We start from the raw sequence: 23,628 nt of genomic DNA on the forward strand, positions 1-23,628 counted from the left end.
AGGACTCTGCGCGGGAGGCGTTCGGGGCCGGAGGCTCAGGCGGTGAAGGTGACGTCCAGGGTGATGGTCGTGCCGGTCAGTGCCTGCGAGACCGGGCAGTTCTTCTTCGCGCCCTCGGCGAACTCGGCGAACTCGTCGGCGGTCAGGCCGGGGACGTTGCCGTTCACGGACAGCTTGATGCCGGTGATGCCCTCACCGGGCTGGAAGGTCACGTCGGCCTGGGTGTCCAGCGACGCCGGCGGGTTGCCGGCCTGCGCGAGCGCGTGCGACAGCGCCATCGAGAAGCACGCCGAGTGCGCAGCGCCGAGCAGCTCCTCGGGGCTGGTCCGGCCGCTCGCCTCCGGCTCGGTGCGCGCGGCCCAGGTCACGTCGAAGGAGCCCAGCCCGGACGACTCCAGGTTGACCTGACCGCCGCCCTCCAGCAGCGAGCCTTCCCAGTGGGCCTTGGCGGTACGGGTAGCAGCCATGCTCGTGTTTCTCCTTAGAAGAAGGTTCAGCGGCCGGACACGTCGATCGCGCCCGGGTACTGCGGTTCGTCGGTGTTCACCATGCTGTGGGCGGCCATCACCATGTAGCGCCAGATCTCCTCGTCCCGCTCCGGGGACAGGCCGATCTCGTCGAGCGCGGCCCGCATGTGGCCGAGCCAGCGGTCCCGCGCGGTCGGGGTGACGGCGAACGGGGCGTGCCGCATCCGCAGCCGGGGGTGCCCACGCTGCTCGGAGTACGTCTTGGGGCCGCCCCAGTACTGCTCCAGGAACATCCGGAAGCGCACCTCGGCCGGACCGAGGTCCTCCTCCGGGTACATCGCCCGCAGTTCCGGGTCGGCGGCAACACCACGGTAGAACGCTGCCACCAATCGGTGGAAGGTCTCCGCCCCACCGACGGCGTCGTAGAAGCTCTGCTGCTCAGTCATCTCGGGATCTAGTCTCTCAAGTGGTCACAAGATGCTTGAGCAGGGCTGCCCGTTCGGGGTCTCCGAGGGGTCGTTTCGCATGCGTCGTACCGTCCACGGCGACGATCACCGACTCCGCCTTGGCATACACGTCCTCCGACTCGCCACTGCGATCGACGATCCGCGAGCCGAGCGTGTACGACGACGTACCGACGGATGCGATCCACACGTCCACGTCGTACGGCGGGTGCCGCAGCAGGATCGGCCGCAGGTAGTCGACCGTCTGGCTGACCAGCACGCACGGGTACTGCGCGAAGAAGTCGCCCGTGGTCTCCATCACCTGCCCGAGGAACGCGATCCGGGCCTCCTGCAGGTAGTCGAAGTACCGCACGTTGTTCACGTGGTCGTACGAGTCGATGTCCGACCATCGCACCAGAACAGGGTGTGTGTACATCACGCGCCCACCAACTTCTCGAGGGCGACCCGCTCGACCGGGGTGATCCGGCGCAGGCGGTTGGCCGCGAAGTCGAACGGGACCAGCTTGGTCTTCGCCTCGACATAGGTACGGCGTTCCGGTTCGGCGTCGAGGATCTCGTAGTCGACCGTGAACGACGCGGCCCGGATCTCGCTGATCCACAGCTCGATCCGCACCGGTTCGGGCCGGAAGTGCAGCGGCGCGCGGTACTGCACCTCGTGCCGGGCCACCAGCAGGCCGGTCTCGAGGTTGTCGGCGCCGAGCTCCTTGGCTGTCCGGAACAGGAAATCGACGCGGGCGTCCTGGAGGTAGTCGACGTACCGGCCGTTGTTCACGTGTCCGAGTGCGTCCATGTCGCCCCAGCGCAACGGGCAGTGGTAGACGTGGCGGTTGTGATGATCCACACGACGATCATGTCATCCGGGGCACTACCCCGGTGACTGACCGTGGGTAATGTCATCCCCGGCAGACCAGTGCACCGATTGGAGTGGCGTGAGCGAGCGTAGCGAGCGAACAAATAGCAGAGCAGCCCACTGTGCTCACGCCGGAGCCGAGCGAAGCGAGGTGGAGGCGTGAGCACGCAGCAGCGGGTGGCGATCGTGACCGGGGCGGCCCGGGGAATCGGCGCGGCCGTCGCGCAGCGGCTCGCCGCGGACGGCAACGCCGTCGCGGTCATCGACCTCGACGAGGGCGCCTGCGACGCGACCGTGAAGGCGATCACCGAGGCCGGCGGCAAGGCGATCGGCGTCGGCGCCGACGTCAGCAAGTCCGACCAGGTCACGGCCGCGGTCGAGCGGGTGGTCGCGGAGCTCGGCGCGCCGACGATCCTGGTCAACAACGCCGGCGTACTGCGGGACAACCTGCTGTTCAAGATGTCCGAGGACGACTGGGACACGGTCATGTCGGTGCACCTCAAGGGCAGCTTCCTGATGTCGAAGGCCTGCCAGGCGCACATGGTCGAGGCCAGGTACGGACGGCTCGTCTTCCTCTCGTCGACCTCGGCGCTCGGCAACCGCGGCCAGGCGAACTACGCGTCCGCGAAGGCGGGTCTGCAGGGTCTGGCGAAGACGCTCGCGATCGAGCTGGGCAAGTTCGGCGTCACCGCGAACGCGATCGCGCCGGGCTTCATCGAGACCGACATGACCGCGGCCACCGCGGCCCGGGTCGGCGTCGACTTCGAGGAGTTCAAGAAAGCCACTGCCGCGAGCATCCCGGTGCAGCGGACCGGCAAGCCGGAGGACATCGCCGCGGCGGCCTCGTTCTTCTGCAGCGAGGAGGCCGGGTTCGTGTCCGGCCAGGTCCTGTACGTCGCCGGCGGACCCCGCAACTAACAGGGAACTGAGGAGAAGCCGACATGCCGCAGACGTTCGACGGCGTCGACGAGGTGGTGCACGCGGTCGGCACGCCGCTCGGTGAGACCGCGTGGCTGGAGATCACCCAGGAGCAGGTGAACCAGTTCGCCGAGGCGACCGGTGACCACCAGTGGATCCATGTCGACGTCGAGCGGGCCGCCAAGGGTCCGTACGGCGGAACGATCGCACACGGCTACCTCACGCTGAGCTTGATCGCCCGCTTCGGCGAGGAGCTGTTCAAGGTCGAGGGCGTGACCGCGAAGCTCAACTACGGCGTCAACAAGGTCCGCTTCCCCGCCCCGGTCCCGGTCGGCAGCCGGGTCCGCGCCGGCGCCTCGATCTCCAATGCCGTCGAGACGGCCGCCGGCGTCCAGGTCTCACTGAACTGGGTGATCGAGCTCGAAGGCTCCACCAAGCCCGCCTGCGTCGCGGAAACCGTCGTACTGCTCGTGCCGTAGTTTTCGTGCCTAGAGCGGGCAGATCAGCACCGCGTGGGTGGCGATGCGGTGGTAGCCGAGCCATTCGTTGACGGCGAGCATCGGCGTGTTGCCGTCGTAGTTGGCGGTGTAGGCGCCCTGCACGCCGGCCTCGGCGGCGCGGTGCAGCGCGGCGGTCTTGACCAGCTTGGCGAGCCCGCGACCGCGGTATTCCGGCAGCGTGGACGTCATCCTCGACCACATCTTGGTGCCGTCGCCGTGGTTGCGGGTGAACGCGATGATCCGTCCCTCGTACCTGGCAGCCACGCTCACAGCGCGCATCAGGTCCGGCGAGTTCCAGATGTCGGCGAGCCATCCGTCGTACGGCTGCGAGGAGATCTTCGCGTCACCCGGCTTGGTGCGCTGGGCAACCTCATCGGCGGCGTGCAGCAACCGCGGATCGACCGCGGTGAACGGGACCAGCTCCACCCCGCTCGGGACCTCGGGAAGGTCCGGCACCTTGCGCGGATCGATCCCTGCGTAGTGCACCTGCCGGGTCTGCCGGTAACCGAATCGCGCCGCCCATTCCACACTGTTCGGGTCCGCGAACACCCGCGCCGAGGTGGCTCCCGCCGACCGCAGATCGGCGTGAATCTCCTCGAGCAGCCGGGTGCCGATCCCCTGGCCGCGGGCCTCCGGCCGCACCAGCAACCGCAGCTCGCCGCCCAGCGGGTCCGAGCCGCCGATCAGTCCGCACGACGCCCAGCCCACCAGCTCATCGTCGTCCAGCGCCGCGAACGTTCCGCGCCCCGGCGCGGTCGGCCCGGCGAGTCTGCGGACCAGCGAGTTCCGGGTGACGACCAGGTACGGCACCAGCGCGTCGTGGAGCGCGACGGCCCCGTCCACATCCCCCGGTTCAGCCGCCCTGATCTCCATCTGAAACTCCTTGGGCACTCCAACGACAGCGAAGTCCCCCGGAATCTAACGCCATTTCAGGTGCATACCGGAAGGCAACCCGTTACAGGTCTGTCTCAGAGGGTTCTGAGCAGGCCCAGCTCAGTCTGCACCCGTCGGTACCCGAGCCAGTTGTTGATGGCAAGCATCGGCCCGTTCTCGTCGTCGTTGGAGGTGTACGCCGAGCTTATTCCGGCGGCCGCCGCGCGCCGCAGAGCGACCGACTTCACCAGCTTCGCCAGCCCTCTCCCGCGGTGCCCGGGAATCGTGCCGGTCATGCCCGACCACATCCGGTCACCGTGCGTCTCGACGACGGTGAACGACGCCATCTCGTCGCCGGCCATCGCCGCGACACTGAGCGACTTGTCCAGCGCCGGGCCGTTCCAGATCTCTTCCAGCCACCGGTCGTAGTCGACCGAGTCCAGCGGCGAATCACTCGGCTCGTCCAGCGAGGCGATCGCGTCGGCCGTGTACGCCGCGTGCGGGTCCACGGTGTCGAAGGCGACGAGTTCGATCCCCTCGGGCGTGTCCGGCTGCTCGGGCAACGACGTCAGCTCGACGCCGGAGAAGTGCATCTGCCGTGTCCCGTCGTACCCGAGGTTGTGGGCGAACTCGAGGCCCTCGGGCTGCACGAACGTCCGCACACGGACCGCTCCGACCTCGGTGAGGTGTTGGTGCAGTCGGTCGGCGAGCTCGCTGCCGATGCCCTGCTTGCGGTGGTCCGGGTGCACGTAGATGCTCAGGTGGGCCTGGCCCGGCTCGCTCGTCCAGACGTTCAGGCCGGCCGACGCCCACGCGACGACCTCGCCATCGCGTTCGGCGACCAACGGCAGGAACCGCTCCCCCGGCGACTGGACGGTGAGCATGTGCCGCGTCGCCGCCGGCGACATGACCTTGTACGGCGCTACCACCCGCCGTACCGCCGCCACTGCCTCGGCGTCGTCTGCCACGGCCTGCCGTACCACCGCCCGGGTCCTCATGCCCCGGACCCTAGCCAGCACGCCGTACCCACGCCACGCATTAACAAGGCGCAACGCGATCGCAACGGCGGCGAGAGTCCTGTGATTCGGCTGTGTAGCGGACTCGTACTAAAGTGGCGCGGTGCTGTCGGACTGATCGCCCCGACCGCCGGAAGTGCCATCGTGGTTCCACGCGACGGGGTCACCGGCGGCGGGGCGTCCGACTTTCAGCCGTAGGTCGCCAGCGCGGCCTGGGCCAGCTCCAGCATCCGGGAGCGCAGGTCGCCGGGTTCGAGCACCTCCAGGTCGCCCGCGAATCCGAGCAGTACGCCGGACGCCGCCTCCCGGACCCGGAAGTGCAACCGCAAGTGCGGCCACTCGTCGTCCGACGGGACATCGCGCGCCACCTCGCCTTTGGCGAGCATCGGCGAGGCGATCCGCCGGATCAGTTCCACCTTCTCCGGCCGTACCCGGACCAGTACGTCGACCCCGACGGGTGCCTGCCGCTCGAGGCCGGACCGCAGCCGCTCCCACTCGGCGCGGACGTCCAACCCGTCGGGCCGTTCCGCCGCCTCTTCCAGTACGTCGGCCTGCTCGACCCTGGACACCCGGTACATCCGCGCCGCCCCGCGATGCGCCGCCACCAGGTACCACCGCCCTGCCTGCTCGACGAGCCCCCACGGGTCCACAGTTCGTTGCTGAACGCCCTCACTCGCCGATGCGTACCGCAGTCGCACCCGCCGCCGCTTGACGACGGCCTGCCGCAGTACGGGCAACGCACCGGTGTCCTCCGCCTCCGCGAACCACCGTCGCCGGTCCACGACGATCGCACCGGACAACGCGTCCGCGTCCCCCTGCAACTCCACCGGCAACGTCGCGGACAGCTTCCCCATCGCCGAGTGCAACGCATCCTGCAGCCCGAGCTCCTCCGACAACGCCGCCCGCCCGGACCACGCGAACAACGCCTGCGCCTCACGCGGCGTCAGCTCACTCACGTCGGCGCGGTACCCCGGCAGCAACACACAGCCCCCGTTGCGCCCCCGCTCGGAGTACACCGGTACGCCGGCCGCGGACAACGCCTCCATGTCGCGCATCACCGTCCGCGTCGACACCTCCAACCGTTCGGCAAGGTCCCGCGCACTCAACCGCTCGTGCCGCTGCAGCAACAGGATGATCTGCAACAACCGGTCCGCTCGCATGTCACCAACAATATGGGACAGAAGATGTCGTATATAGCCCTGGAAGCTGTCTCCATGACCAACGACCCACGCGCACTGTTCGTCCGCGCACTCGACCAGACCCAGCAACTCGTCGACACCACCGGGCCCGACGACCTCGTCCTACCGACCCCCTGCGACGAGTACGACGTCCGCACACTGCTGGGCCACCTGCTGACCGTCGTCGCGCGCATCGACCTCGCATTGAACGGCGGCGACCCGCTGACCATCCCTGTCGTCACCACTCGAGTCGACGACGTACCGGCTGCCTGGAAGGAACGCCGCGTCGCTCTGGACGCCACCCTCGCCGACGACGCCGTACTCGGCCGGACCTGCAAGCTGCCGTGGGGCACCCTGCCCGGCGCAGCTGCGATCGCTGCGTACACAGGTGAGCTCACCACGCACTCGTGGGACCTGGCGAAGGCCACTGGTCGTCTGGACCAGCTGGACGACGCTCTGGCGACACAGGTGCTTCCGATGGTGCGCCAGTTCGTCCCGGCCGAGCAGCGCGGCGGGCACGTTCCGTTCGCTCCTGTCGTACCAGTGGCTGACGACGCCGCGCCGTACGACCAACTGGCCGGCTGGCAGGGCCGCCGGCCCTAGGCGATCCCGCCGTTCAGCATCAGGCCGCCGTCGATGGTGATGGTCTGGCCGGTGATCCACGACGCCTCGTCGGAGAGCAGGAACCACACCAGTGAGGCGACGTCCTCCGGCCGGCCCAGCCGACGCAACGGGTACGTCGACGCCACCTTGTCCTCACGCCCTTCGTAGAGCGCTCCGGCGAACTTGGTCTTGACCACCGCCGGAGCCACGGCGTTCACCCGGATCTCCGGGGCCAGCTCGACCGCCAGCTCCTGCGTGACCCGGGACAGCATCGCCTTGGTCGCGCCGTACCACCCGATGCCCGGCGACGGCCCTAGGCCGGCCACCGATGACAGGTTGACCACAGCCCCGCCGTGGGCGCGCATCCACGCGTCCCGGCAGGCCTTCACCCAGGCGATCGTGGCCAGCACGTTGGTGTCCACCATCTTGGCCGCGACCGTCTGGTCGACGTCGAGCAGCTTCCCGTAGATCGGGTTGATGCCGGCGTTGTTGACCAGCAGGTCCACCGACCCGTACGTCGCGACCGCCGCGGCGACGACCGTGCCCCGATGCGTCGGGTCGGCCGCCTTGCCGGCCACGGCCAGCGCGTGCTTCCGGCCGCCCAGGGTCTTGACCGCCTCGTCGAGGGTCTCCTGGGTCCGGCCGGTGATGACGACGCGAGCGCCGTCGGCCACCAGGCGCTGCGCGATCGCCAGCCCGATACCGCGGGACGCTCCGGTGACGATCGCCGTACGGCCGTCCAGCGCCATCAGCTGAGGCGCTCGAGAACGATCGCCATCCCCTGACCGCCGCCGACGCACATCGTCTCGAGACCGAACTGCTTGTCCTCGAACTGCAGGCCGTTCACCAGCGTGGTCATGATCCGCGCGCCGGTCGAGCCGAACGGGTGGCCGAGCGCGATCGCCCCACCGTGCACGTTCAGCTTGTCCTCGTCGATGCCGAGCTCACGCGCCGACCCGATCACCTGTACCGCGAACGCCTCGTTGATCTCGACCAGGTCGATGTCACTGATGCTCATCCCGGCCCGCGCCAGCGCCTGCTTCGACGCCTCGACCGGACCGAGGCCCATGATCTCCGGCGACAGCCCGCTGACACCGGTCGACACGATCCGCGCCAGCGGCGTCAGTCCGAGCTCGCGCGCCTTGGTGTCGCTCATGATCACGACCGCGGCGGCGCCGTCGTTCAGCGGGCAGCAGTTCCCGGCCGTCACGGTGCCGTCGGGGCGGAACACCGGCTGCAGCTGGCTGACCTTCTCCAGCGTCGTACCGGCCCGCGGCCCGTCATCCTTGCTCACCACGGTCCCGTCCGGCAGCGTCACCGGAGTGATCTCGCGCTCGAAGAACCCGTTGTTGATCGCCTTCTCGGCCAGGTTCTGCGAGCGGACGCCGAACACGTCCTGATCCTCCCGGCTGATCCCCCGCAGCGTCGCCACGTTCTCCGCGGTCTGGCCCATCGAGATGTAGATGTCGGGGATCAGCCCGTCCGCACGCGGGTCGTGCCAGGTGTCGTTGGTCTCGGCGTACTTCTCGGTCCGCGCGACCGCGTCGGTGAAGACCGGGTTGAACGAGCTCGGGTCGCCGACCCCGGCCGAGCCGAAGTTCTTGTACCGCGAGACGCACTCGACGCCGGCGCTGACGAAGATGTCGCCCTCACCGGACTTGATCGCGTGGTACGCCATCCGCGCGGTCTGCGTCGACGACGCGCAGAACCGGTTGACCGTGGTGGCCGGCGTGTTGTCCCAGCCCAGCTGGACCGCGACCCGACGCGCCATGTTGCCGCCGTGCTCGTCGTGCGGCTCCGCACACCCGAGCGCGAGGTCTTCGATCTGGTCGCCGGTCAGCCCGACTTTGTCGACCGCCGCCTTGATCATCTGTACGGCGAGGTCGTCCGGCCGGATCGTGGTCAGCGACCCCTTGTACGCACGGCCGATCGGCGAGCGGGCCGTGGACACGATGACTGCTTCAGGCACAACGGTTCCTTTCTACAGGCCCAGGTCGCGGCCGATGAGTTCCTTCATGATCTCGTTCGAGCCGGCCCAGATCTTGGTCACGCGGGCGTCGCGCCAGGCGCGGGCGACCCGGTACTCGTTCATGTACCCGTACCCGCCGTGCAGCTGGACGCACGCGTCCAGGATCTCGTTCTGCACGTGGGCGCTCCACCACTTCGTCTTCGCGGCGTCGACCGCGGACAGCCGGTCCTCGTCGTGCGCGACGATCGCGTTGTCGACGTACGCCTGGGTGACCTCGGCCTTGGTGACCAGTTCGGCGACCAGGAACTTGTTGTACTGGAACGAGCCGACCGGCTGGCCGAACGCCTTGCGCTGCTTCACGTACTCGATGGTCTCGTCGAGGATCTGGGTGGCGTGCGCGATGTTCGACACCGCGGCGCCGACCCGCTCCTGCGCCAGCCGCTCCATCATGTGGATGAAGCCGCGGTCCACCTCGCCGAGCACGTTGTCGTCACCGACGAACACGTCCTCGAAGAACAGCTCCGACGTACCGGACTCGGTCTGGCCGACCTTGTCGAGCTTGCGGCCGCGGGCGAAGCCCTCCATGCCCTCCTCGACCACGAACAGCGTGATGCCCTTGGCGCCCTTCGACGGGTCGGTCCGTGCGGCGACGATGACCAGATCGGCCATGTCGCCGTTGGTGATGAAGGTCTTCGACCCGTTCAGCACCCAGCCGCCGTCGGCCTTCTTCGCGGTCGTCTTCAGCGCGGCCAGGTCCGAACCGCCCGACGGCTCGGTCATCCCGATCGCGGCGACGTACTCACCGGCGCAGAACTTCGGCAGCCAGCGCTGCTTCTGCTCCTCGGTCCCGAGATCCACGAAGTACGGCGCGCAGCAGTCGTAGTGGATGCCGAAGCAGCTCGACAGCGACGCGGAGACCTTCGACACCTCTTCCGCGAACACGGCGTTGAACCGGTAGTCGCCGACGCTGGATCCGCCGTACTCCTCCGGCACGTCCAGCCCGAGGAAGCCCTGCTTGCCGGCCTCCAGCCAGGCAGCACGGTCGATCGTCTTCTCTTCGAGGAACTGCTCCATCCGCGGCACCAGCGAGCGCTCGCAGTACTCCTTGGCGCTGGCTCGGAATGCGTGATGGTCCTCGTTGAAGATGACGCGCTCCATCTAGGCCTCCCCAAGGTGTGAGATGCGTGGCTAAGCGCTTGCTTAGCTTCACGCGTTTGGTGCAAGGTGTCAACGTGTCCGCAGTCACCGATCCCCTGGTGTGGGAGCACGTTCAGCCGGCCGCAGCCCGCCGGCTGCTCACCGGTGCCGTCGACGCGTTCGCGGAGCGCGGTTACCAGGCCACGACGACCCGCGACATCGCCTCTCGCGCCGGTATGAGCCCGGCCGCCTTGTACGTGCACTACCCGTCCAAGGAACGCCTGCTCTTCGAGATCAGCCTGTACGGCCACAACGCGGCCCTCGACGTACTGCGGTCCGCCGACGCCGGCCCGACACCTGCGGACCGGCTGCGCTCTCTGGTCGCCGCATTCACCGCCTGGCACGCGCAACACCACACGATCGCGCGCGTCGTCCAGTACGAGCTCGCAGCGTTGAGCCCCGAGCACCTGGCAGAGGTCGCGACGATCCGCCGCGCCATCTCGGCCCAGATCGAGCAAGTGCTGGCAGACGGCGTACAGGACGGCACCTTCGCCGTCGCCGACCTGCCCGGCACGACCCTCGCCGTGCTCTCGCTGTCGATCGACGTAGCCCGCTGGTACACGCCCCACCGCGGCGACCCCGCAGCTCTTGGCAAGTTGTACGCCGACCTCGCGCACCGCATGGTCCAGGCATGACAAAACCCCCGCACCACCTGGTGCGGGGGTTTCTCGGAGATCAGGCCTGCAGCGCGGCCTGGACGTCGAGGTGGATGTCCACCTTGTCACCGATCAGCAGCTTGCCGCCCTCGAGCGGCACGTTGAAGTCGATGCCCCACTCCTTGCGGCTGATCGACGCGGAGGCCTCGAAACCGATGATGGTCTGGCCGTACGCGTTCTGGTCGACACCGAGGAACTCGACCGCGAGCTCGATCGGCTTGGTGACGTTCTTGATGGTCAGCTCGCCGGCCAGGACGTAGTCGTCGCCCTCGGGCTTGATCGCGGTGCTGACGAAGGTCATCTTCGGGCTGTTCTCGGCGTCGAAGAAGTCGCCGGAGCGCAGGTGCCCGTCGCGCTGCTCGCTGCGGGTGTGCACGGAGGCCAGCTCGACGGAGACGTTGGTCGCGGAGTCCTCGATGGTGTCCTTGACGACGATCTCGCCGCTGAACTCCTGGAACGTGCCGCGCACCTTGGTCATCAGGTGACGGACGGTGAAGCCGATCTCGCTGTGCGCGGCATCGATGGCATACGTGCCGGCGACCAGGCCGGGGATGCTGCTGGTCAGGGTGCCGGTGGTGGTGTCGCTCATGGGGTCCTCTCGGAAAGTGCTGTTGCTGGTCGGGGGCGACGCAGCCAGGTCTATAGTTAAAACTTCAACCGATGACTACGACAGTAGGCAGTAACGGTTTAAAAGTCAACTACATTCCCGCTACACTGTTCCCGTGACGATGGAGACTGAGATGGACCGGGGGACTCGGTGGCTCAACGCCGAGCAGCAGGTCGCGTGGCGTGCGTACCTGCTGGGCACCGCACGCCTGATGGCCAAACTCGACGACGACCTGCGCCAGTTCGGCCTCGGAATCAACGACTACGAGATCCTGGTCCGGCTCTCCGAGGCGCCCGACCGGCGGCTCCGGATGGCCGACCTGGCCGACCGGCTGCACCAGAGCCGGTCCCGCCTGACCCACACGGTCGGCCGCCTCGAGGCCGCCGAGTTGGTCCGCCGTACGTCGTGCACGAGCGACAAGCGCGGCGTGTGGGCCGAGCTGACCGACGCCGGCTTCACCCTGCTCGAGCAGGCCGCGCCGTACCACGTGGAAGGCGTCCGGGAGAACCTGGTCGACCTCGCGAGCCCCGAGGACTTCGCCGCGGTCGGCCGCGTGTTCGACGCCGTCTCCGAGCACATCGGCCAGCGTTAGTCAGGGCCGCGGGGCGATCTCCAGGGTGAGCTCGTCGCGGTTGGCGCCGCGGTAGGTCATCATCTGGTCGCGCATCCGGCGCTTGGCGGGCGGCAGGTGATTGACCGTGCGCATCGCCGTACGCATGCCTGCCAGCGCCAGCCGGCCGATGCCCGGCTTGTGCACCGGGTCGTCGGACGTCATCTGCGCGCGTGACTTGAGGACCGCGTCGAAGCCGTACTCGACCATCCGGGCCTCGTAGTCACGCACGGCCGGAACGAGTTCCTGCTTGCCGTCACGGACGTCGATGAGCTTCCGGCACAGGTTCACGGCGTCACGCAGTGCGGTGTTCGCGCCGACACCGCGGCCCGGCGTCATGGTGTGGATCGCATCCCCGAGGAGCGTGACATTGCTGCTCTCCCAAGGGTCGAGCGGGACCGACGTCCAGATGTTCACCGGGAAGCACGTGCCCGGATCGGTCAGCTCGAACAGCCGGCGCAGATTCGGATGCCAGTCGGGCGTCACGTCCAGCGCTGTTTCGATCAGTTCCGCGCCGCGGAGCTCCATGATGTTCGCCGGCAGCTTGTCCTTGGCCGCCGACAGTCCCCAGTTGATGTAGTCGCGGGTGTTGTCGAACTGCAGTCCCGGCCAGCGCCGGATCAGCTCCTCGGTGTTGCCGCCGATCCCGTCCTTGACGTTCCCGTCGTGGTCCCACTGGAACTCCATCACGTGCAGGATGCACGCGAACCCACGCGGTGCGTTGACCAGCGAGATCCCCTCGAACACCTTCGGCGGCAGGAGTTCCGCGCTCTCCTCGGTGATCGGCAGCTTGCCGGCGATCGCCACGATCCCGGTCTCCTCGGTCTTCGCCTGCGGCAGGTACTGACGGCGTACGCGGGATCCTGAACCGTCGGCGCCGACCAGGAGATCGCCGGTGGCACTCGTACCGTCGGCGAAGTACGCCGTCACGTGGTCTTCGTGCTGCTCGAAGTGGGTGAACTCCTTGCCGAACTCCACGATGCCGTCGAGGCCGGTCAGCAGCACCTGGCGCAGAGTCATCCGGCTGATCGACTTCTCACTCTCCACGGGGTCGGTCGACTCCGGCAGCTCGAGCGAGAGCAGCTCCTTGAGATCCTCGGTCAGCATGTTGAAGTACTTCGGGTCGCGCGCCTTCGTGGCCACGAACGTGTCGTAGAGGTCCTTCGGCAGCAGCGCGTGCAGCGCCCGGCTGCCGTCCGGGTCGATGCCGACCCGGTAACCGTGCAGGCCGTCCGTCCGCAGCGCGTCGCGCTCGAACACGGACACCTCGATCCCCGCGCGCTGCAGTCCGTGCGCCAACGCGAGCCCGCCCGTCCCGCCGCCGATTACCAGCACCTTCATGATCTCTCGCCTTCTCAAGTATCTTGGAGTTTCGAGTATCTTGGAGATCCGAGAGAAATGCAAGCTCTATGCTGAGGCGGACCATGACCAGTTCCCGAGAAGAGCTCGCCGGCGAGATCCAGCAGCGGATGGTTCGGTTCATCGCCGGCGTGGTGCTGTTCAACCACGCGGTCTCCGCGAAGGTCGGCCTCGGCGCCAGCGACTCCCAGTTCATGACGCTTCTGCAGACCTACGGCCCGATGACGCCCCGGCAACTCGCCGAGCACACCGGCCTGACGTCGGGCACGGTGACCGGCGTGATCGACCGGCTGGAGTCGCACGGTTTCGTCACCCGGGAGGCCGATCCGCGTGATCGCCGCAAGGTCGTCGTCACGCCGTCGCTGCAGGCGATCCAGGAGAAGCTGGTGCCGCTGTACGCCGAGCAGGGCGAGAGCATGCAGGCGGTCCTGGCAACCCGCTCCGAGACCGAGCTTCGCACGATCTCGGCCTTCCTCAAGGACGCGATCGACAACGCTGTAGTCCCTGACTAAACCCTTTTGAGACCGTCGACGGGTTCCGGGACGCTTGTGCGATGACGGATTTCCATCAGGACGGCCGCGCCGGCATCGACGCAGATCTCGTACGGCGCTTGCTCGCACAGCAGTTCCCGCAGTGGGCCGACCTGCCGGTGACGCCGGTCAAGATCGACGGCTGGGACAACCGGACATACCGGCTCGGCTCCGGGCTGACCGCGCGGCTGCCGACGCACTCGAGTTACGTGGCTGCCGTCGACAAGGAGCACCAGTGGCTGCCGGTTCTCGGCCCGCAGCTCCCGGTCGAGATTCCCGAAGCGGTGGCCAAGGGCGCACCCGGTGAGGGATATCCGTATCCGTGGGCGATCCGGCGGTGGATCCCGGGCGAGACCGCGTCGGTCGAAACCATTGCCGATCTGGACGAGTTCGCACGGTCGATCGCGGCATTCATCCTGGCCTTGCAGGGCATCGACGCGACCGGTGGACCAGCCGCCGGTGCGCACAGCTTCCATCGCGGCGCGCCACCGGAGTACTACCACGACGAGACGCTCGCGGCCCTCGCCGTACTCAAGGGGAGGATCGACACCGATCTCGCGCGTGAGGTGTGGGACGCGGCGCTGGCGACGTCATGGGATCAGTCGCCGGTGTGGTTCCACGGCGACATCGCCAACGGCAACCTCCTGGTCCAGGACGGTCATCTGTCCGCCGTGATCGACTTCGGTACGTCGGGTGTGGGCGACCCTGCCTGCGACCTGGTCATCGCCTACACGTTCTTCTCCGGCTCGTCCCGCGCCGCGTTCCGTGACGCTGTCGATCAGGACCCGGGCACGTGGGCCCGCGCCCGCGGCTGGGCCCTCTGGAAGGCCCTCATCACCGAGGACTTCCGGGTCATCGACAACGTCCTGACCGACTACCGAACTCAGACGGCCTAGGACGCAGACGCGACTGCTCGACGGCGCTACCTTCGGAAGATGTGGTGGTTGCTGGCCGCCTTGGGGGGCGGAGGGACAGCACTCGCGGGCAGGTACCTCTGGGACCGGCGAGCCGCGCAGCGCGGTGACGCCGAAGAGCTGGAGGAGATCCGCAAGCTGGCCGACGAGGACGTGACGCTGCTCGGCGAGGAGCTGCGGCGGCTGGACACGCAGGTCGAAGGTCGCCCGCTCGACCCGGACGCGCGATCGGACTACCAGGTCGCGCTCGACGCGTACGAAGCGGCGCAGCGGGCCGTCAAAGGCATCCGCAAGGCCGAGGGGATCAGCGCGGTCACCGACACCTTGGCGACCGGGCGCTACGCGATCACGTGCGTCCAGGCGCGCATGCGGGGCGTACCTGTGCCGGAGCGACGGGTGCCGTGCTTCTTCAATCCACAGCACGGGCCGTCAGCGATCGACATCGTTTGGACCCAGCCGAAGGTCGGCACCCGGACCGTACCGGCGTGTGCGCAGGACGCGGCCCGCATCCGCGCCGGTGACGAGCCGGAGGTCCGCCACGTCCGGTACGGCAGCCGCCGCGTCCCGTACTGGGAGGCCGGCGCCGCAATCACGCCGTACGGCATGGGGTACTTCACAGCCGGTGCAGGCGCGAGCTACATCGCGCTCGCCAGTTTCCAGACGCAGGGTGGCGCGGTCGGCGGCTGGGGAGACCCGGGTGGACACGACTTCGGTGGCTTCGACGGGGGCGGTGGTTTCGACGGCGGTGGTTTCGACGGAGGGGGCGGCGGCGACGGCTGACTCAGAGGTACGCCGTCACGCCTTCGTACTCCGCCACCGGAGCCGCGCCCACCGTCTCGTACTCGAGCAGCAGGAGACCGCTCGGAGTCGCCTCCTGCGCCTTGAGCCGCAGCCCAGCCGCGTCACCGGGTTGCTCGAACAACCGCCTCCCACTGCCGAGCACGGTCGGCGCTACGACCAAGCGCATCAGGTCGACCGCCCCTGCCTTCAGCAGCGCGTTCCCGAGACGCGCACTGCCATGAACCTGCAACTCACCGTCCGCCTGTCGTTTCAGCTCTTCCACGTCGTCGAGGCTGCGCAGGACAGTCGTCGGATGCCACGTGCCCGCGGTGAGCGTGCTGCTCACGACGTACTTCGGCAGTGAGTTCATGCGGTCGGCGTACGGGTCGTCGGGGTCAGTGATCTGCGGCCAGTCCCGCGCGAACGCGTCGTACGTACGTCGCCCGAGCAGGAGGCCGTCGGCTTGTTCCAGCCACTCGGCGGTCCGCCGTACGAACAGCTCGTCGATGTACGGCACGAGCCAGCCGCCGCGGGTGAAGTCGTCGGTCGTGTCCTCGGTCGGCGACCCCGGCCCCTGACTGACGCCGTCCAGGGTGACGAACTCCGTCAGCACGAGTCTCATTTCTCGACCAACTCCGCGAGCTGCACGATGACAGTCCCCCAGCCGTCGGCGAACCCGAGCTCCGCGTGCCGCTTGCGACTCATGGGATCGCCGTGCCGAGCCACCATCCGGTACGCCGTACCGTCGGGGTGATCGTCCAGGAACACGTCGGCCGTCACCGCGATCGGCTGTGGATCCGCCGGACGCCACGTGCTGTCGATCGCATTCGTGAACGCGATCCGCTCGAGCTCGTCGGCGGCCAGGATCATCGCGTCGAGATGCGGGACGAACTCACCGCCGTCCTCGCTCAACCGCGTCACGATCGCCCCGCCCGGCCGCACGTCCAGCCGCTCGACCCGGCAGACCGCCGGCGCCGGCACCCACCATTGCTCGAACCGCTTCGGATCGGTCCACGCCCGCCACACGGCCTCCCGGGGCGCACGGATCACCCGCTCAACCAGCAGATCCAGCTCCGGATCGAACAGTTCACTACTCACGATTCCTCTTCCGTTGTGACGAAACGCTCCAGCCGGTCGGTGCGGTCCTCCCAGATCCGCCGCTGCTCGGCAAGCCAGTCGTCCACCAGTTCCAGCCGCTCCCGATTGAGTACACACGTCCGCACCCGCCCGGTCTTCACCGTGCGGATCAGGCCGTTCGACTCGAGCGTCCGGACGTGCTTCATGAACGACGGCAACGTGATCGGGAACTCGGCCGCGAGCTCTCCCACGCTCGTCGGCCCCTGTCCCAGCCGCCGGATCACCCTCCGCCGCGTCGGGTCGGCCAGCGCCACGAACACGCCGTCGACGTCCGCCGAATACTGTGCCATGAGGCTAAGTATTGGCACGGCTCGATAGTTAGCGCAAGGGCTAAGTGTCGAGAAGCACGAAGGACCCCGGCTCCTGCGTGAAGGCGGGGTCCTTCGACGGCTTGCTCAGTCGCCCAGTCGCTCGATCGCTCAGTCGCGCGTGAGCTTGCGGTACGTGACGCGGTGCGGCCGGGCGGCCTCCGGGCCGAGGCGCTCGACCTTGTTCGCCTCGTACGACGCGAAGTTGCCCTCGAACCAGAACCACTTCGCCGGGTCGTCGCCGGTGCCTTCCCAGGCCAGGATGTGGGTCGCGACGCGGTCCAGGAACCACCGGTCGTGGGACACGACCACCGCACAGCCCGGGAACTCCAGCAAGGCGTCCTCGAGCGACTGCAGGGTCTCGACGTCCAGGTCGTTGGTCGGCTCGTCGAGGAGCAGCAGGTTGCCGCCCATCTTCAGCGTCAGCGCCAGGTTCAGCCGGTTCCGCTCACCGCCGGACAGCACGCCGGTCGGCTTCTGCTGGTCCGGGCCCTTGAAGCCGAACGAGGCGACGTACGCCCGGCTCGGCATCTCGAAGTTCGCGACCTTGATGTAGTCGAGCTCGTCGGACACCTGCTGCCAGACCGTCTTCTTCGGGTCCAGGCCGCCGCGCGACTGGTCGACGTACGAGATCTTGACCGTCTCGCCGAGTTTGAGCGAGCCCGCGTCCGGCTGCTCCTCGCCGACGATCATCCGGAACAGCGTCGACTTGCCGACGCCGTTCGGGCCGACGATGCCGACGATGCCGGCCCGCGGCAAGCTGAAGCTCAGGCCGTCGATCAGCTTGCGGTCACCGAAGCCCTTCACCAGCTTCGAGACCTCGAGCACGGTGCTGCCCAGCCGCGGACCCCCGGGGATGTTGATCTCGTCGATGTCCAGCTTCCGGGACCGCTCGGCCTCGGCCGCGAGCTCCTCGTACCGGGCCAGCCGGGACTTGCTCTTGGTCTGCCGGGCCTTCGCGTTCGACCGGACCCACTCGAGCTCGCGCTCCAGGATCTTCTGCCGCTTGGCGTCCTTCTGCCCCTCGACGACCAGCCGCTGCTGCTTGGTCTCCAGGTACTTCGAGTAGTTGCCCTCGTAGCCGTACGTCCGGCCGCGGTCGAGCTCGAGGATCCACTCGGCGACGTTGTCCAGGAAGTACCGGTCGTGGGTGATCGCCATGACGGCGCCGGAGTACTTCTGCAGGTGCTGCTCGAGCCAGAGCACGGACTCCGCGTCCAGATGGTTGGTGGGCTCGTCGAGGAGCAGCAGGTCGGGCTGCTGCAGCAGCAGCTTGCACAGCGCGACCCGGCGGCGCTCACCACCGGACAGGTTGTCCACCAGTACGTCGGCCGGCGGGCAACGCAACGCGTCCATCGCCTGCTCCAGCTGGGCGTCGACATCCCAGGCGTTGCGGTGGTCCAGCTCGGTCTGCAGATCACCCATCTCGGCCAGCAGCGTGTCGTAGTCGGCGTCCGGATCGGCCAGCTCGGCGGAGATCTCGTTGAAGCGGTCCAGCTTCTGCTTGGTGTCGCCGACCCCTTCCTGGACGTTCTCCAGCACGGTCTTGCCCTCGGTCAGCGGCGGTTCCTGCAGCAGGATCCCGACCGTCGCACCCTCGGCCAGCCGGGCCTCGCCGTTGGAGGGCTGGTCGAGCCCCGCCATGATCTTGAACAGCGAGGACTTGCCGGTGCCGTTCGGCCCGACCACGCCGATCTTCGCGCCGGTGAGGAAGTTCAGCGTGACATTGTCGAGAACGACCTTGTCGCCGTGCGCCTTCCGGACGTTGCGCAGCGTGTAGATGAATTCCGCCATACCCCAGAGCCTATGTGCTGGGGTGGCCCGTTTCCCAACCAGGCCGTGGCGGTTGTCCACAGACCCGAAGTTCGGGCCGCCGATCGGGGTGCGACAGGTGCACCTTCTCCGGGTGACAGCACACGCTCTCCGAACGGAAGGAACCCGTCATGAGCCTCGGCGACACCTACCTCACTGTTCTGGGCTGGATCGGCAGCGAACCCGATTTCAAGGAGATCCGCCAGACTCCGCACGCAAGCTTCCGGCTCGGCTCCACTCCCCGCCAGTTCGACAGATCCCTCAACACCTACGTGGACAAACCCACTACGTGGTACACGGTGCAGTGCTGGCGGAGCCTCGCCCAGAACGCCTTCGACTCCCTCCGGGTCGGCCACCCCGTCATCGTCACCGGCCGCCTCCGCACCCACGAATGGACCGACGACTCCGGCGAGCAACACAGCCGCGTCATCCTCGAAGCCTTCTCCCTCGGCCACGACCTCAACCGCGGTACGACGACCTTCGCGAAGAACGCGCCGCGCACGGACTCGGTCCGCACGCCCGCCGGGTCCGCCGAGTCCGCCGAGCGCCCGACCGAGACGACCGCCGCGCCGTACCCGCCCGACGAGTACTCCGTGGCGCCTCTCCCGCTGTCCGCGACCGCGGAGGCGGCATGACTATCTCAATGTTGACTTATATAAGTCCTGACCGGCATTCTGAGGATCGTCGCAGCAGCCGAGCAGGAGAGGGAACCATCCGTGATCGACATCCTCGAGCACATCAACGCGGTCCAGCGCGAGGTCAGCCGCACCGGCGAGACCGTGACGGTGCTGATGCGCCGTTCCTACCAGGCCGAGCCGGCGGAGGTGTGGGACGCCCTGACGGACCCGGACCGGATGCGGCGCTGGTTCATGCCCGTCACCGGGGACCTCAAGGTCGGCGGTTCGTTCCAGCTGGAGGGCAACGCCGGCGGCGACATCCTGGAGTGCGATCCGCCGAAGAGCTTCAAGGTGACCTTCGGCGGTCCGAACAGCCTGCTCGAGCTGCGGCTGCTGCCCGGCGCGGGCGCCTCCACCGAGCTCGAGCTCGAACACTCGATGGGCGAGGCCCCGGCCCCCGGTGGCGCCGGCGCACTGTGGGTCGGTCCGGGCTGGGACGGCGGCCTGCTCGGCCTGGCGCTCTACGTCTCCGGCGAGCTGCCGGCCGACGCCGACCCGGTCCAGATGGCCGACTCCCCCGAAGTCATCGACTACAACGAGCAGTCCGTCCGCGCCTGGATCGAAGCCATCCGGGCATCCGGCACCACCACGGAGGAGGATCTCCTCAGCGCCGCCAAGATCTCCCTGTCGCAGTACGCGCCAGACGCCGAGCTCTGAGTCTTACTCGGGAGGTGCGGCGGGCGGGCGTCGCCTGCCCGCCGGTACGACTACTGGCGGGCGGTGGCGACGCTGTCGCGGCACTTGGTGTAGGCCGCAAGCTCCTCGCGGGCCGGAGCAACCACGTGGCTGTCGGCGACATTCACCAGCTCGGCCCGCAGCGCCGTCGCCACCTGCCGGGACCGCCGCAGCGCCCCGCTCGTGGCGGCCAGGCGGCAGACGAAGGAGAGCGCCAATCCCAGGACGGCACCACCGACCAGCATGATCCACGCGTAGGGAATGCCGTTCCACTCGGGCAGCGGCGGCTCATTCCGGTCAGCGATCCGCGCCACCAGCAAAGCGATCAGCCAGGCGGCGCCGCCGAGCGTCACGAGGAAGAGGAGCCATTGCACCACCCGGGCGAAGCTCCACCACCCGGGATTGCTGGACACACCAAGGTCGGTCCGCGCGACGGCCTGGTCGAGCTCGTCCCCGAGCGACTCCTCGCGCCGCCGGATCGCCGAACGCACCGAGTCCGCCCACGGACGGGACAGCCCTTCGGCGGCCTTGTTCGTGATCGTGCGGACCGCCGCATCCATCCGCGCCCGCTGCACAGGAGTTGCCGCAGGCAACGAAGAGCGGGCGATCGCGACCTCGCTCGCCGCGGACTTGCGCAACGCCTTGCCTTCCTCGCGCGACATCTGGTCGCCGTGCAGCCGCCGCAACGGATCCGGACGGAACCGTCCCAGCCACTTGGTCAGCGGCCACCCCGTCGCAGCCCGGGCGCGCTGCAGGTAGGAGCGCCGTACGGCGTCCGACACGACCGTCAATCCGCTCGCGTCCGCGAGCGAGTCGACGAGTTCGGTGACGTCGGCCTCGGCGATCTCGGGCGTCTTGGCGTTGCCACACTGGCTCGCCATCCGGTCCGCGACCCGATCGACATCGGCCGCGAGCCGTACGCGCGCTGCGCGCTTGTTGCTGACTCGCTTGACCAGAAGGGAGCGAACCTCTTCCAGACCGTCGCCGCTGACCGCCGACGTGGCAACGACCGTCGGCGACTTGAGACCGTCCGACTTGAGCAGCTTGTCCAGGTCCTCGAGGCAGCTCTTCCGCTGCTCCGGCGTCAGCTTGTCCATGTGGTTCAGCGCGAACACCATCACCCCGGAATGCGAGGCGAACGGCTTGATGTAGCGGTTGTGCAGTGCGGCATCGGCGTACTTCTGCGGATCCACCACCCACACCAGCATGTCGACCAGCTCAACGAGCCGGTCGACGATCAAGCGGTGCTCCACCTCGGTCGAGTCGTGGTCGGGAAGGTCCAGCAGGACCAGACCGTCCAGGTCCTCGGACCGGGCGTCCTCGAGCGAGCTGCGGTGCTGCACCTGGTGCCGGCGCGGGATACCCAGCCAGGTCAGCACCTCACCGGCCGGTTCGTCACCCCAGACACAGGCGAGCGGCATCGAACTGGTCGGCCGGCGCGTGCCGATCGCGGCCAGGTCGAGCCCGGTCAGCGCATTGAACAGCGAGGACTTCCCCGAGCCCGTCGCGCCCGCGAGCGCGACCACCGTCAGGTCCCCCGACATGCGCAGGCGCTGCCCGGCGCGGTCGACGATCTGCGTGGCCTCCGTGAGCACGACGGGATCCAGCCGTCCGTCGCCGGCCTCCGCGGCCGCCTTGAGCGCGTCGATCTTCTTCAGGACATCGGTCTCGGCCCGCGTCGGGGTCTCGACCGTATCCACTGTTTCCGTCACGTGCAGTCCTCCACCGCGCGCGCGGCCTCCGTCAGTTGCCTGGCCGTCTCGGCGTCGACCGGATGCTGGTCAAGGACAGCCAGATAGCGGGCGAATTCGGCATCCATCAGGGCATGAACCTTACCGTCAAGATCCTCGCGCGCCCTATCGACCATGCCCTGAACTGCCTTGTCGCCGAAAACTGCCTCCAGCAGCCGCTGCCCGACGACCGCGCTGCCCGCTCCGGCGCTGGTCTGAGCGCCCTTCGGGATGCCGGCCCCGCTGGCGAACACCACCACCATGAGCGAAAGGCCGAGCCCGTTGACGCCGTACTCCAGAATGCGCGCCGTCGACTTCTTGTCCGCGCCTTCTCTACGGACCAGATCGAGGACGAACGTCTGCCATTCCCGCACCGTCCGGCTCGCCGCTGCCGGGAACTCCTCCGACATCGCACCGAGCGACCGGCCATCGTTGCCCTCGGCACCGTTAGCGGCTTGGCCGGTCTCGGCGGCGGCCAGGAGCTGGCGACCCGGAGCGGTTGCCTGCCACGCCTTCTCGGCGCGCTCCGCCGCAGCAGCCGCGTGCTCGCGCAGCAGCGACTCCAAGCCGGACTGGATCGCGTCGCTGACGTCGCGGGTCTCTGCCGGTTTGTTGCCGAGCGAGCTCTTCAACCGGTCCCGCAACCGGCCCGCATTGGACTGCAGCCCCTTCAGCAGCTCGCCGGTCCCGACGAACTCCTGCCACCGCGCCAGCACCTCGCCGCGCAACAGCGTCCCGTCCTGGCACGCCTTCGCAATGTCCTTGACGCCCTGGTCGTACGCCGACTCCACCGAGGTCCGCAGCTCGACAGCGGCCTCGGCCTGCGCCCTCACCGCGGCCGCGAACGACGGGGTCTTCTTCACCATCGCGCTGACCGCACCTTGCAGGGTGCGGCGGACGACGGCCGCCCGCGCCTCCGCGTCGGCGGCCAGGTCGACCAGCCAGTCCTTGATCGAGGCAACGGACTGCTGCGGCAACATTCCGTTGCTGTCGACAACCGTCTCCTGGATCGAGAACAGCGGCGAGTCGCCGAGCCCGCGCTCGAGCAGCATCTGCGCGAGGTGCCCGGTGATGTCGTCGATCGTCTCGCTCGGGGCCCGGTCGAGCACCACCGCGACCGCCGTACTGCGATCCGAGGCACTCTGCAGGAACTCCCAGGGCACCGCGTCGGAGTACCTGGCCGCGGTCGTCACGAACAGCCAGAGATCGGCCGCCGCGAGCAGCTGGGTCGCAAGATCACGGTTCGCCTCGACGACCGAGTCGATGTCCGGCGCGTCCAGAATCGCCAGCCCGCGCGGAACGCTGTCGGCCGCCGCCAGCCGCAACTGTCCCGCGTCCTCCATCCCGCCAGGCTCGTCCGAACTCGTCCGCGCCATGCCCGGCAGCACCCGGTCCCCGACGAACCAGTCGGCGTCCGCCGGGTGATGGATCAGCACCGGGGACCGCGTCGTCGGCCGCAGTACGCCTGGCTCGCTCACGACCTTGCCGATCACCGTGTTGACGAGTGTCGACTTCCCGGCCCCGGTGGACCCACCGACCACGGCCAGAATCGGCGCCTCGAGCTGCACGAGCCGAGGCAGCAGGTAGTCGTCCAGCTGATCCAGCATCGACTTCTGCTGCTGCCGAGCCTCATCAGCGCCCACAACCTCCAACGGCAACTGACTCCCCGCCAGCACACCCCGCAACTTCATCAGAGCAGTAATCAAAGCCATAGCAGCCTGCTCAGCCGCCAACCGCTCAGCCAACTCCTCCGCAGTCAGCTCCTCAGCATCAGCCCCCGCACCCTCACCCGCCGACTC

Annotated in this window: 28 protein-coding genes; 10 read left to right on the top strand and 18 right to left on the bottom strand. The window is 68.4% G+C overall.

Annotated features, from left to right (window positions below; genetic code table 11):
• Nucleotides 1–35 precede the first annotated feature (35 nt).
• The 4 genes from EV137_RS10805 to EV137_RS10820 are packed head-to-tail and all read right to left on the bottom strand — an operon-like array spanning nucleotide 36 to nucleotide 1,771.
• Nucleotides 36–467 (bottom strand): OsmC family peroxiredoxin, encoded by a 432-nt coding sequence (locus EV137_RS10805; protein ID WP_130381255.1) that lies wholly within the window; start codon nucleotides 465–467, stop codon nucleotides 36–38.
• A 26-nt stretch (nucleotides 468–493) separates the two neighbouring features.
• The gene (locus EV137_RS10810; RefSeq protein ID WP_134000652.1) at nucleotides 494–913 is read right to left on the bottom strand and encodes a globin; all 420 of its coding nucleotides are present in this window, start codon (nucleotides 911–913) and stop codon (nucleotides 494–496) included.
• 16 nt (nucleotides 914–929) lie between these two features.
• Nucleotides 930–1,325: an acyl-CoA thioesterase gene (locus tag EV137_RS10815; protein WP_238175217.1), complete on the bottom strand. Its 396-nt coding sequence runs from the start codon at nucleotides 1,323–1,325 to the stop codon at nucleotides 930–932.
• Nucleotides 1,326–1,345: 20 nt separating this feature from the next.
• Nucleotides 1,346–1,771: an acyl-CoA thioesterase gene (locus tag EV137_RS10820; protein WP_238175218.1), complete on the bottom strand. Its 426-nt coding sequence runs from the start codon at nucleotides 1,769–1,771 to the stop codon at nucleotides 1,346–1,348.
• A 168-nt stretch (nucleotides 1,772–1,939) separates the two neighbouring features.
• On the opposite strand from EV137_RS10820, the gene EV137_RS10825 reads away from it, so the two are divergent.
• Together EV137_RS10825 and EV137_RS10830 are read left to right on the top strand one after the other, a co-directional pair.
• Nucleotides 1,940–2,698 (top strand): SDR family oxidoreductase, encoded by a 759-nt coding sequence (locus tag EV137_RS10825; protein WP_134128212.1) that lies wholly within the window; start codon nucleotides 1,940–1,942, stop codon nucleotides 2,696–2,698.
• A 23-nt stretch (nucleotides 2,699–2,721) separates the two neighbouring features.
• Entirely contained in the window at nucleotides 2,722–3,177 is a 456-nt protein-coding gene (locus tag EV137_RS10830; RefSeq protein WP_134128214.1) for a MaoC family dehydratase, read from the top strand.
• Between the two features lie 9 nt (nucleotides 3,178–3,186).
• Here EV137_RS10830 and EV137_RS10835 read toward each other — a convergent pair whose 3' ends face one another.
• From EV137_RS10835 to EV137_RS10845, 3 genes are all read right to left on the bottom strand, one after another.
• Nucleotides 3,187–4,071, bottom strand: a complete 885-nt coding sequence (locus EV137_RS10835; protein WP_134128216.1) for a GNAT family N-acetyltransferase — start codon at nucleotides 4,069–4,071, stop codon at nucleotides 3,187–3,189.
• A gap of 95 nt (nucleotides 4,072–4,166) precedes the next feature.
• Nucleotides 4,167–5,069: a GNAT family N-acetyltransferase gene (locus EV137_RS10840; RefSeq protein WP_134000662.1), complete on the bottom strand. Its 903-nt coding sequence runs from the start codon at nucleotides 5,067–5,069 to the stop codon at nucleotides 4,167–4,169.
• Nucleotides 5,070–5,275: 206 nt separating this feature from the next.
• Complete coding sequence (locus EV137_RS10845; RefSeq protein ID WP_134128218.1) at nucleotides 5,276–6,247, bottom strand: helix-turn-helix transcriptional regulator; 972 nt, start codon at nucleotides 6,245–6,247, stop codon at nucleotides 5,276–5,278.
• Nucleotides 6,248–6,301: 54 nt separating this feature from the next.
• Between EV137_RS10845 and EV137_RS10850 the strand changes: the two genes are divergently transcribed.
• A complete protein-coding gene (locus EV137_RS10850) occupies nucleotides 6,302–6,868 on the top strand; it encodes a TIGR03086 family metal-binding protein (protein ID WP_238175219.1) in 567 nt (188 codons plus the stop codon).
• Here the strand turns inward: EV137_RS10850 and EV137_RS10855 are convergent.
• Genes EV137_RS10855 through EV137_RS10865 form a run of 3 tightly spaced genes read right to left on the bottom strand, consistent with a single transcriptional unit; the run spans nucleotide 6,865 to nucleotide 9,995 of the window.
• Nucleotides 6,865–7,617, bottom strand: coding sequence for an SDR family oxidoreductase (locus EV137_RS10855; protein WP_134000666.1), 753 nt, complete (start codon nucleotides 7,615–7,617; stop codon nucleotides 6,865–6,867). The two genes, EV137_RS10850 and EV137_RS10855, sit on opposite strands and share 4 nt — an antisense overlap.
• The gene (locus tag EV137_RS10860) at nucleotides 7,617–8,837 is read right to left on the bottom strand and encodes an acetyl-CoA C-acetyltransferase (protein ID WP_134000668.1); all 1,221 of its coding nucleotides are present in this window, start codon (nucleotides 8,835–8,837) and stop codon (nucleotides 7,617–7,619) included. Before EV137_RS10860 ends, EV137_RS10855 begins: the two co-directional genes overlap by 1 nt.
• Before the next feature lie 12 nt (nucleotides 8,838–8,849).
• Complete coding sequence (locus EV137_RS10865) at nucleotides 8,850–9,995, bottom strand: acyl-CoA dehydrogenase family protein (protein ID WP_134128220.1); 1,146 nt, start codon at nucleotides 9,993–9,995, stop codon at nucleotides 8,850–8,852.
• Between the two features lie 74 nt (nucleotides 9,996–10,069).
• Between EV137_RS10865 and EV137_RS10870 the strand changes: the two genes are divergently transcribed.
• The gene (locus tag EV137_RS10870; protein ID WP_134000673.1) at nucleotides 10,070–10,669 is read left to right on the top strand and encodes a TetR/AcrR family transcriptional regulator; all 600 of its coding nucleotides are present in this window, start codon (nucleotides 10,070–10,072) and stop codon (nucleotides 10,667–10,669) included.
• Between the two features lie 40 nt (nucleotides 10,670–10,709).
• Here the strand turns inward: EV137_RS10870 and EV137_RS10875 are convergent, their stop codons facing one another.
• Nucleotides 10,710–11,279, bottom strand: a complete 570-nt coding sequence (locus EV137_RS10875; protein ID WP_134000675.1) for a YceI family protein — start codon at nucleotides 11,277–11,279, stop codon at nucleotides 10,710–10,712.
• 151 nt (nucleotides 11,280–11,430) lie between these two features.
• Here EV137_RS10875 and EV137_RS10880 point away from each other — a divergent pair, with 151 nt between their 5' ends.
• Nucleotides 11,431–11,889 (top strand): MarR family winged helix-turn-helix transcriptional regulator, encoded by a 459-nt coding sequence (locus EV137_RS10880; protein ID WP_134001874.1) that lies wholly within the window; start codon nucleotides 11,431–11,433, stop codon nucleotides 11,887–11,889.
• On the opposite strand, the gene EV137_RS10885 is transcribed toward EV137_RS10880, so the two are convergent.
• Nucleotides 11,890–13,248, bottom strand: coding sequence for an FAD-dependent oxidoreductase (locus EV137_RS10885; protein ID WP_134128222.1), 1,359 nt, complete (start codon nucleotides 13,246–13,248; stop codon nucleotides 11,890–11,892). It abuts the gene before it with no gap.
• A gap of 83 nt (nucleotides 13,249–13,331) precedes the next feature.
• Here EV137_RS10885 and EV137_RS10890 point away from each other — a divergent pair, with 83 nt between their 5' ends.
• Genes EV137_RS10890 through EV137_RS10900 form a run of 3 tightly spaced genes read left to right on the top strand, consistent with a single transcriptional unit; the run spans nucleotide 13,332 to nucleotide 15,490 of the window.
• Nucleotides 13,332–13,778 carry a MarR family winged helix-turn-helix transcriptional regulator gene (locus EV137_RS10890; RefSeq protein ID WP_202870880.1) on the top strand — a complete coding sequence of 149 codons (447 nt, stop codon included), beginning with the start codon at nucleotides 13,332–13,334 and terminating at the stop codon, nucleotides 13,776–13,778.
• Between the two features lie 41 nt (nucleotides 13,779–13,819).
• The gene (locus EV137_RS10895; protein WP_134128224.1) at nucleotides 13,820–14,692 is read left to right on the top strand and encodes an aminoglycoside phosphotransferase family protein; all 873 of its coding nucleotides are present in this window, start codon (nucleotides 13,820–13,822) and stop codon (nucleotides 14,690–14,692) included.
• Nucleotides 14,693–14,731: 39 nt separating this feature from the next.
• Nucleotides 14,732–15,490: a hypothetical protein gene (locus EV137_RS10900; RefSeq protein ID WP_202870881.1), complete on the top strand. Its 759-nt coding sequence runs from the start codon at nucleotides 14,732–14,734 to the stop codon at nucleotides 15,488–15,490.
• A 1-nt stretch (nucleotide 15,491) separates the two neighbouring features.
• On the opposite strand, the gene EV137_RS10910 is transcribed toward EV137_RS10900, so the two are convergent.
• The 4 genes from EV137_RS10910 to ettA all read right to left on the bottom strand — a co-directional run bounded on the left by EV137_RS10910 (nucleotide 15,492) and on the right by ettA (nucleotide 18,729).
• Nucleotides 15,492–16,112, bottom strand: coding sequence for a dihydrofolate reductase family protein (locus EV137_RS10910; RefSeq protein WP_134128226.1), 621 nt, complete (start codon nucleotides 16,110–16,112; stop codon nucleotides 15,492–15,494).
• Entirely contained in the window at nucleotides 16,109–16,588 is a 480-nt protein-coding gene (locus tag EV137_RS10915; RefSeq protein WP_238175220.1) for an SRPBCC domain-containing protein, read from the bottom strand. Before EV137_RS10915 ends, EV137_RS10910 begins: the two co-directional genes overlap by 4 nt.
• Complete coding sequence (locus tag EV137_RS10920) at nucleotides 16,585–16,917, bottom strand: ArsR/SmtB family transcription factor (RefSeq protein ID WP_134128228.1); 333 nt, start codon at nucleotides 16,915–16,917, stop codon at nucleotides 16,585–16,587. The genes EV137_RS10915 and EV137_RS10920 overlap by 4 nt, the downstream gene beginning before the upstream one ends.
• A gap of 129 nt (nucleotides 16,918–17,046) precedes the next feature.
• Nucleotides 17,047–18,729 carry an energy-dependent translational throttle protein EttA gene (ettA, locus tag EV137_RS10925; protein WP_134000685.1) on the bottom strand — a complete coding sequence of 561 codons (1,683 nt, stop codon included), beginning with the start codon at nucleotides 18,727–18,729 and terminating at the stop codon, nucleotides 17,047–17,049.
• 149 nt (nucleotides 18,730–18,878) lie between these two features.
• Between ettA and EV137_RS10930 the strand changes: the two genes are divergently transcribed.
• Entirely contained in the window at nucleotides 18,879–19,382 is a 504-nt protein-coding gene (locus tag EV137_RS10930) for a single-stranded DNA-binding protein (RefSeq protein ID WP_134128229.1), read from the top strand.
• Between the two features lie 81 nt (nucleotides 19,383–19,463).
• Complete coding sequence (locus EV137_RS10935) at nucleotides 19,464–20,081, top strand: SRPBCC family protein (RefSeq protein ID WP_166679823.1); 618 nt, start codon at nucleotides 19,464–19,466, stop codon at nucleotides 20,079–20,081.
• Between the two features lie 50 nt (nucleotides 20,082–20,131).
• Here EV137_RS10935 and EV137_RS10940 read toward each other — a convergent pair whose 3' ends face one another.
• Both EV137_RS10940 and EV137_RS41380 read right to left on the bottom strand, forming a co-directional pair.
• Nucleotides 20,132–21,811 carry a GTPase gene (locus EV137_RS10940; RefSeq protein WP_134128231.1) on the bottom strand — a complete coding sequence of 560 codons (1,680 nt, stop codon included), beginning with the start codon at nucleotides 21,809–21,811 and terminating at the stop codon, nucleotides 20,132–20,134.
• A complete protein-coding gene (locus EV137_RS41380) occupies nucleotides 21,808–23,541 on the bottom strand; it encodes a GTPase family protein (RefSeq protein WP_238175221.1) in 1,734 nt (577 codons plus the stop codon). The genes EV137_RS10940 and EV137_RS41380 overlap by 4 nt, the downstream gene beginning before the upstream one ends.
• Between the last annotated feature and the right edge of the window lie 87 nt (nucleotides 23,542–23,628).

The organism is Kribbella pratensis, assembly GCF_004366075.1.
In the GTDB taxonomy this organism is placed as follows: Bacteria; Actinomycetota; Actinomycetes; order Propionibacteriales; family Kribbellaceae; genus Kribbella; species Kribbella pratensis.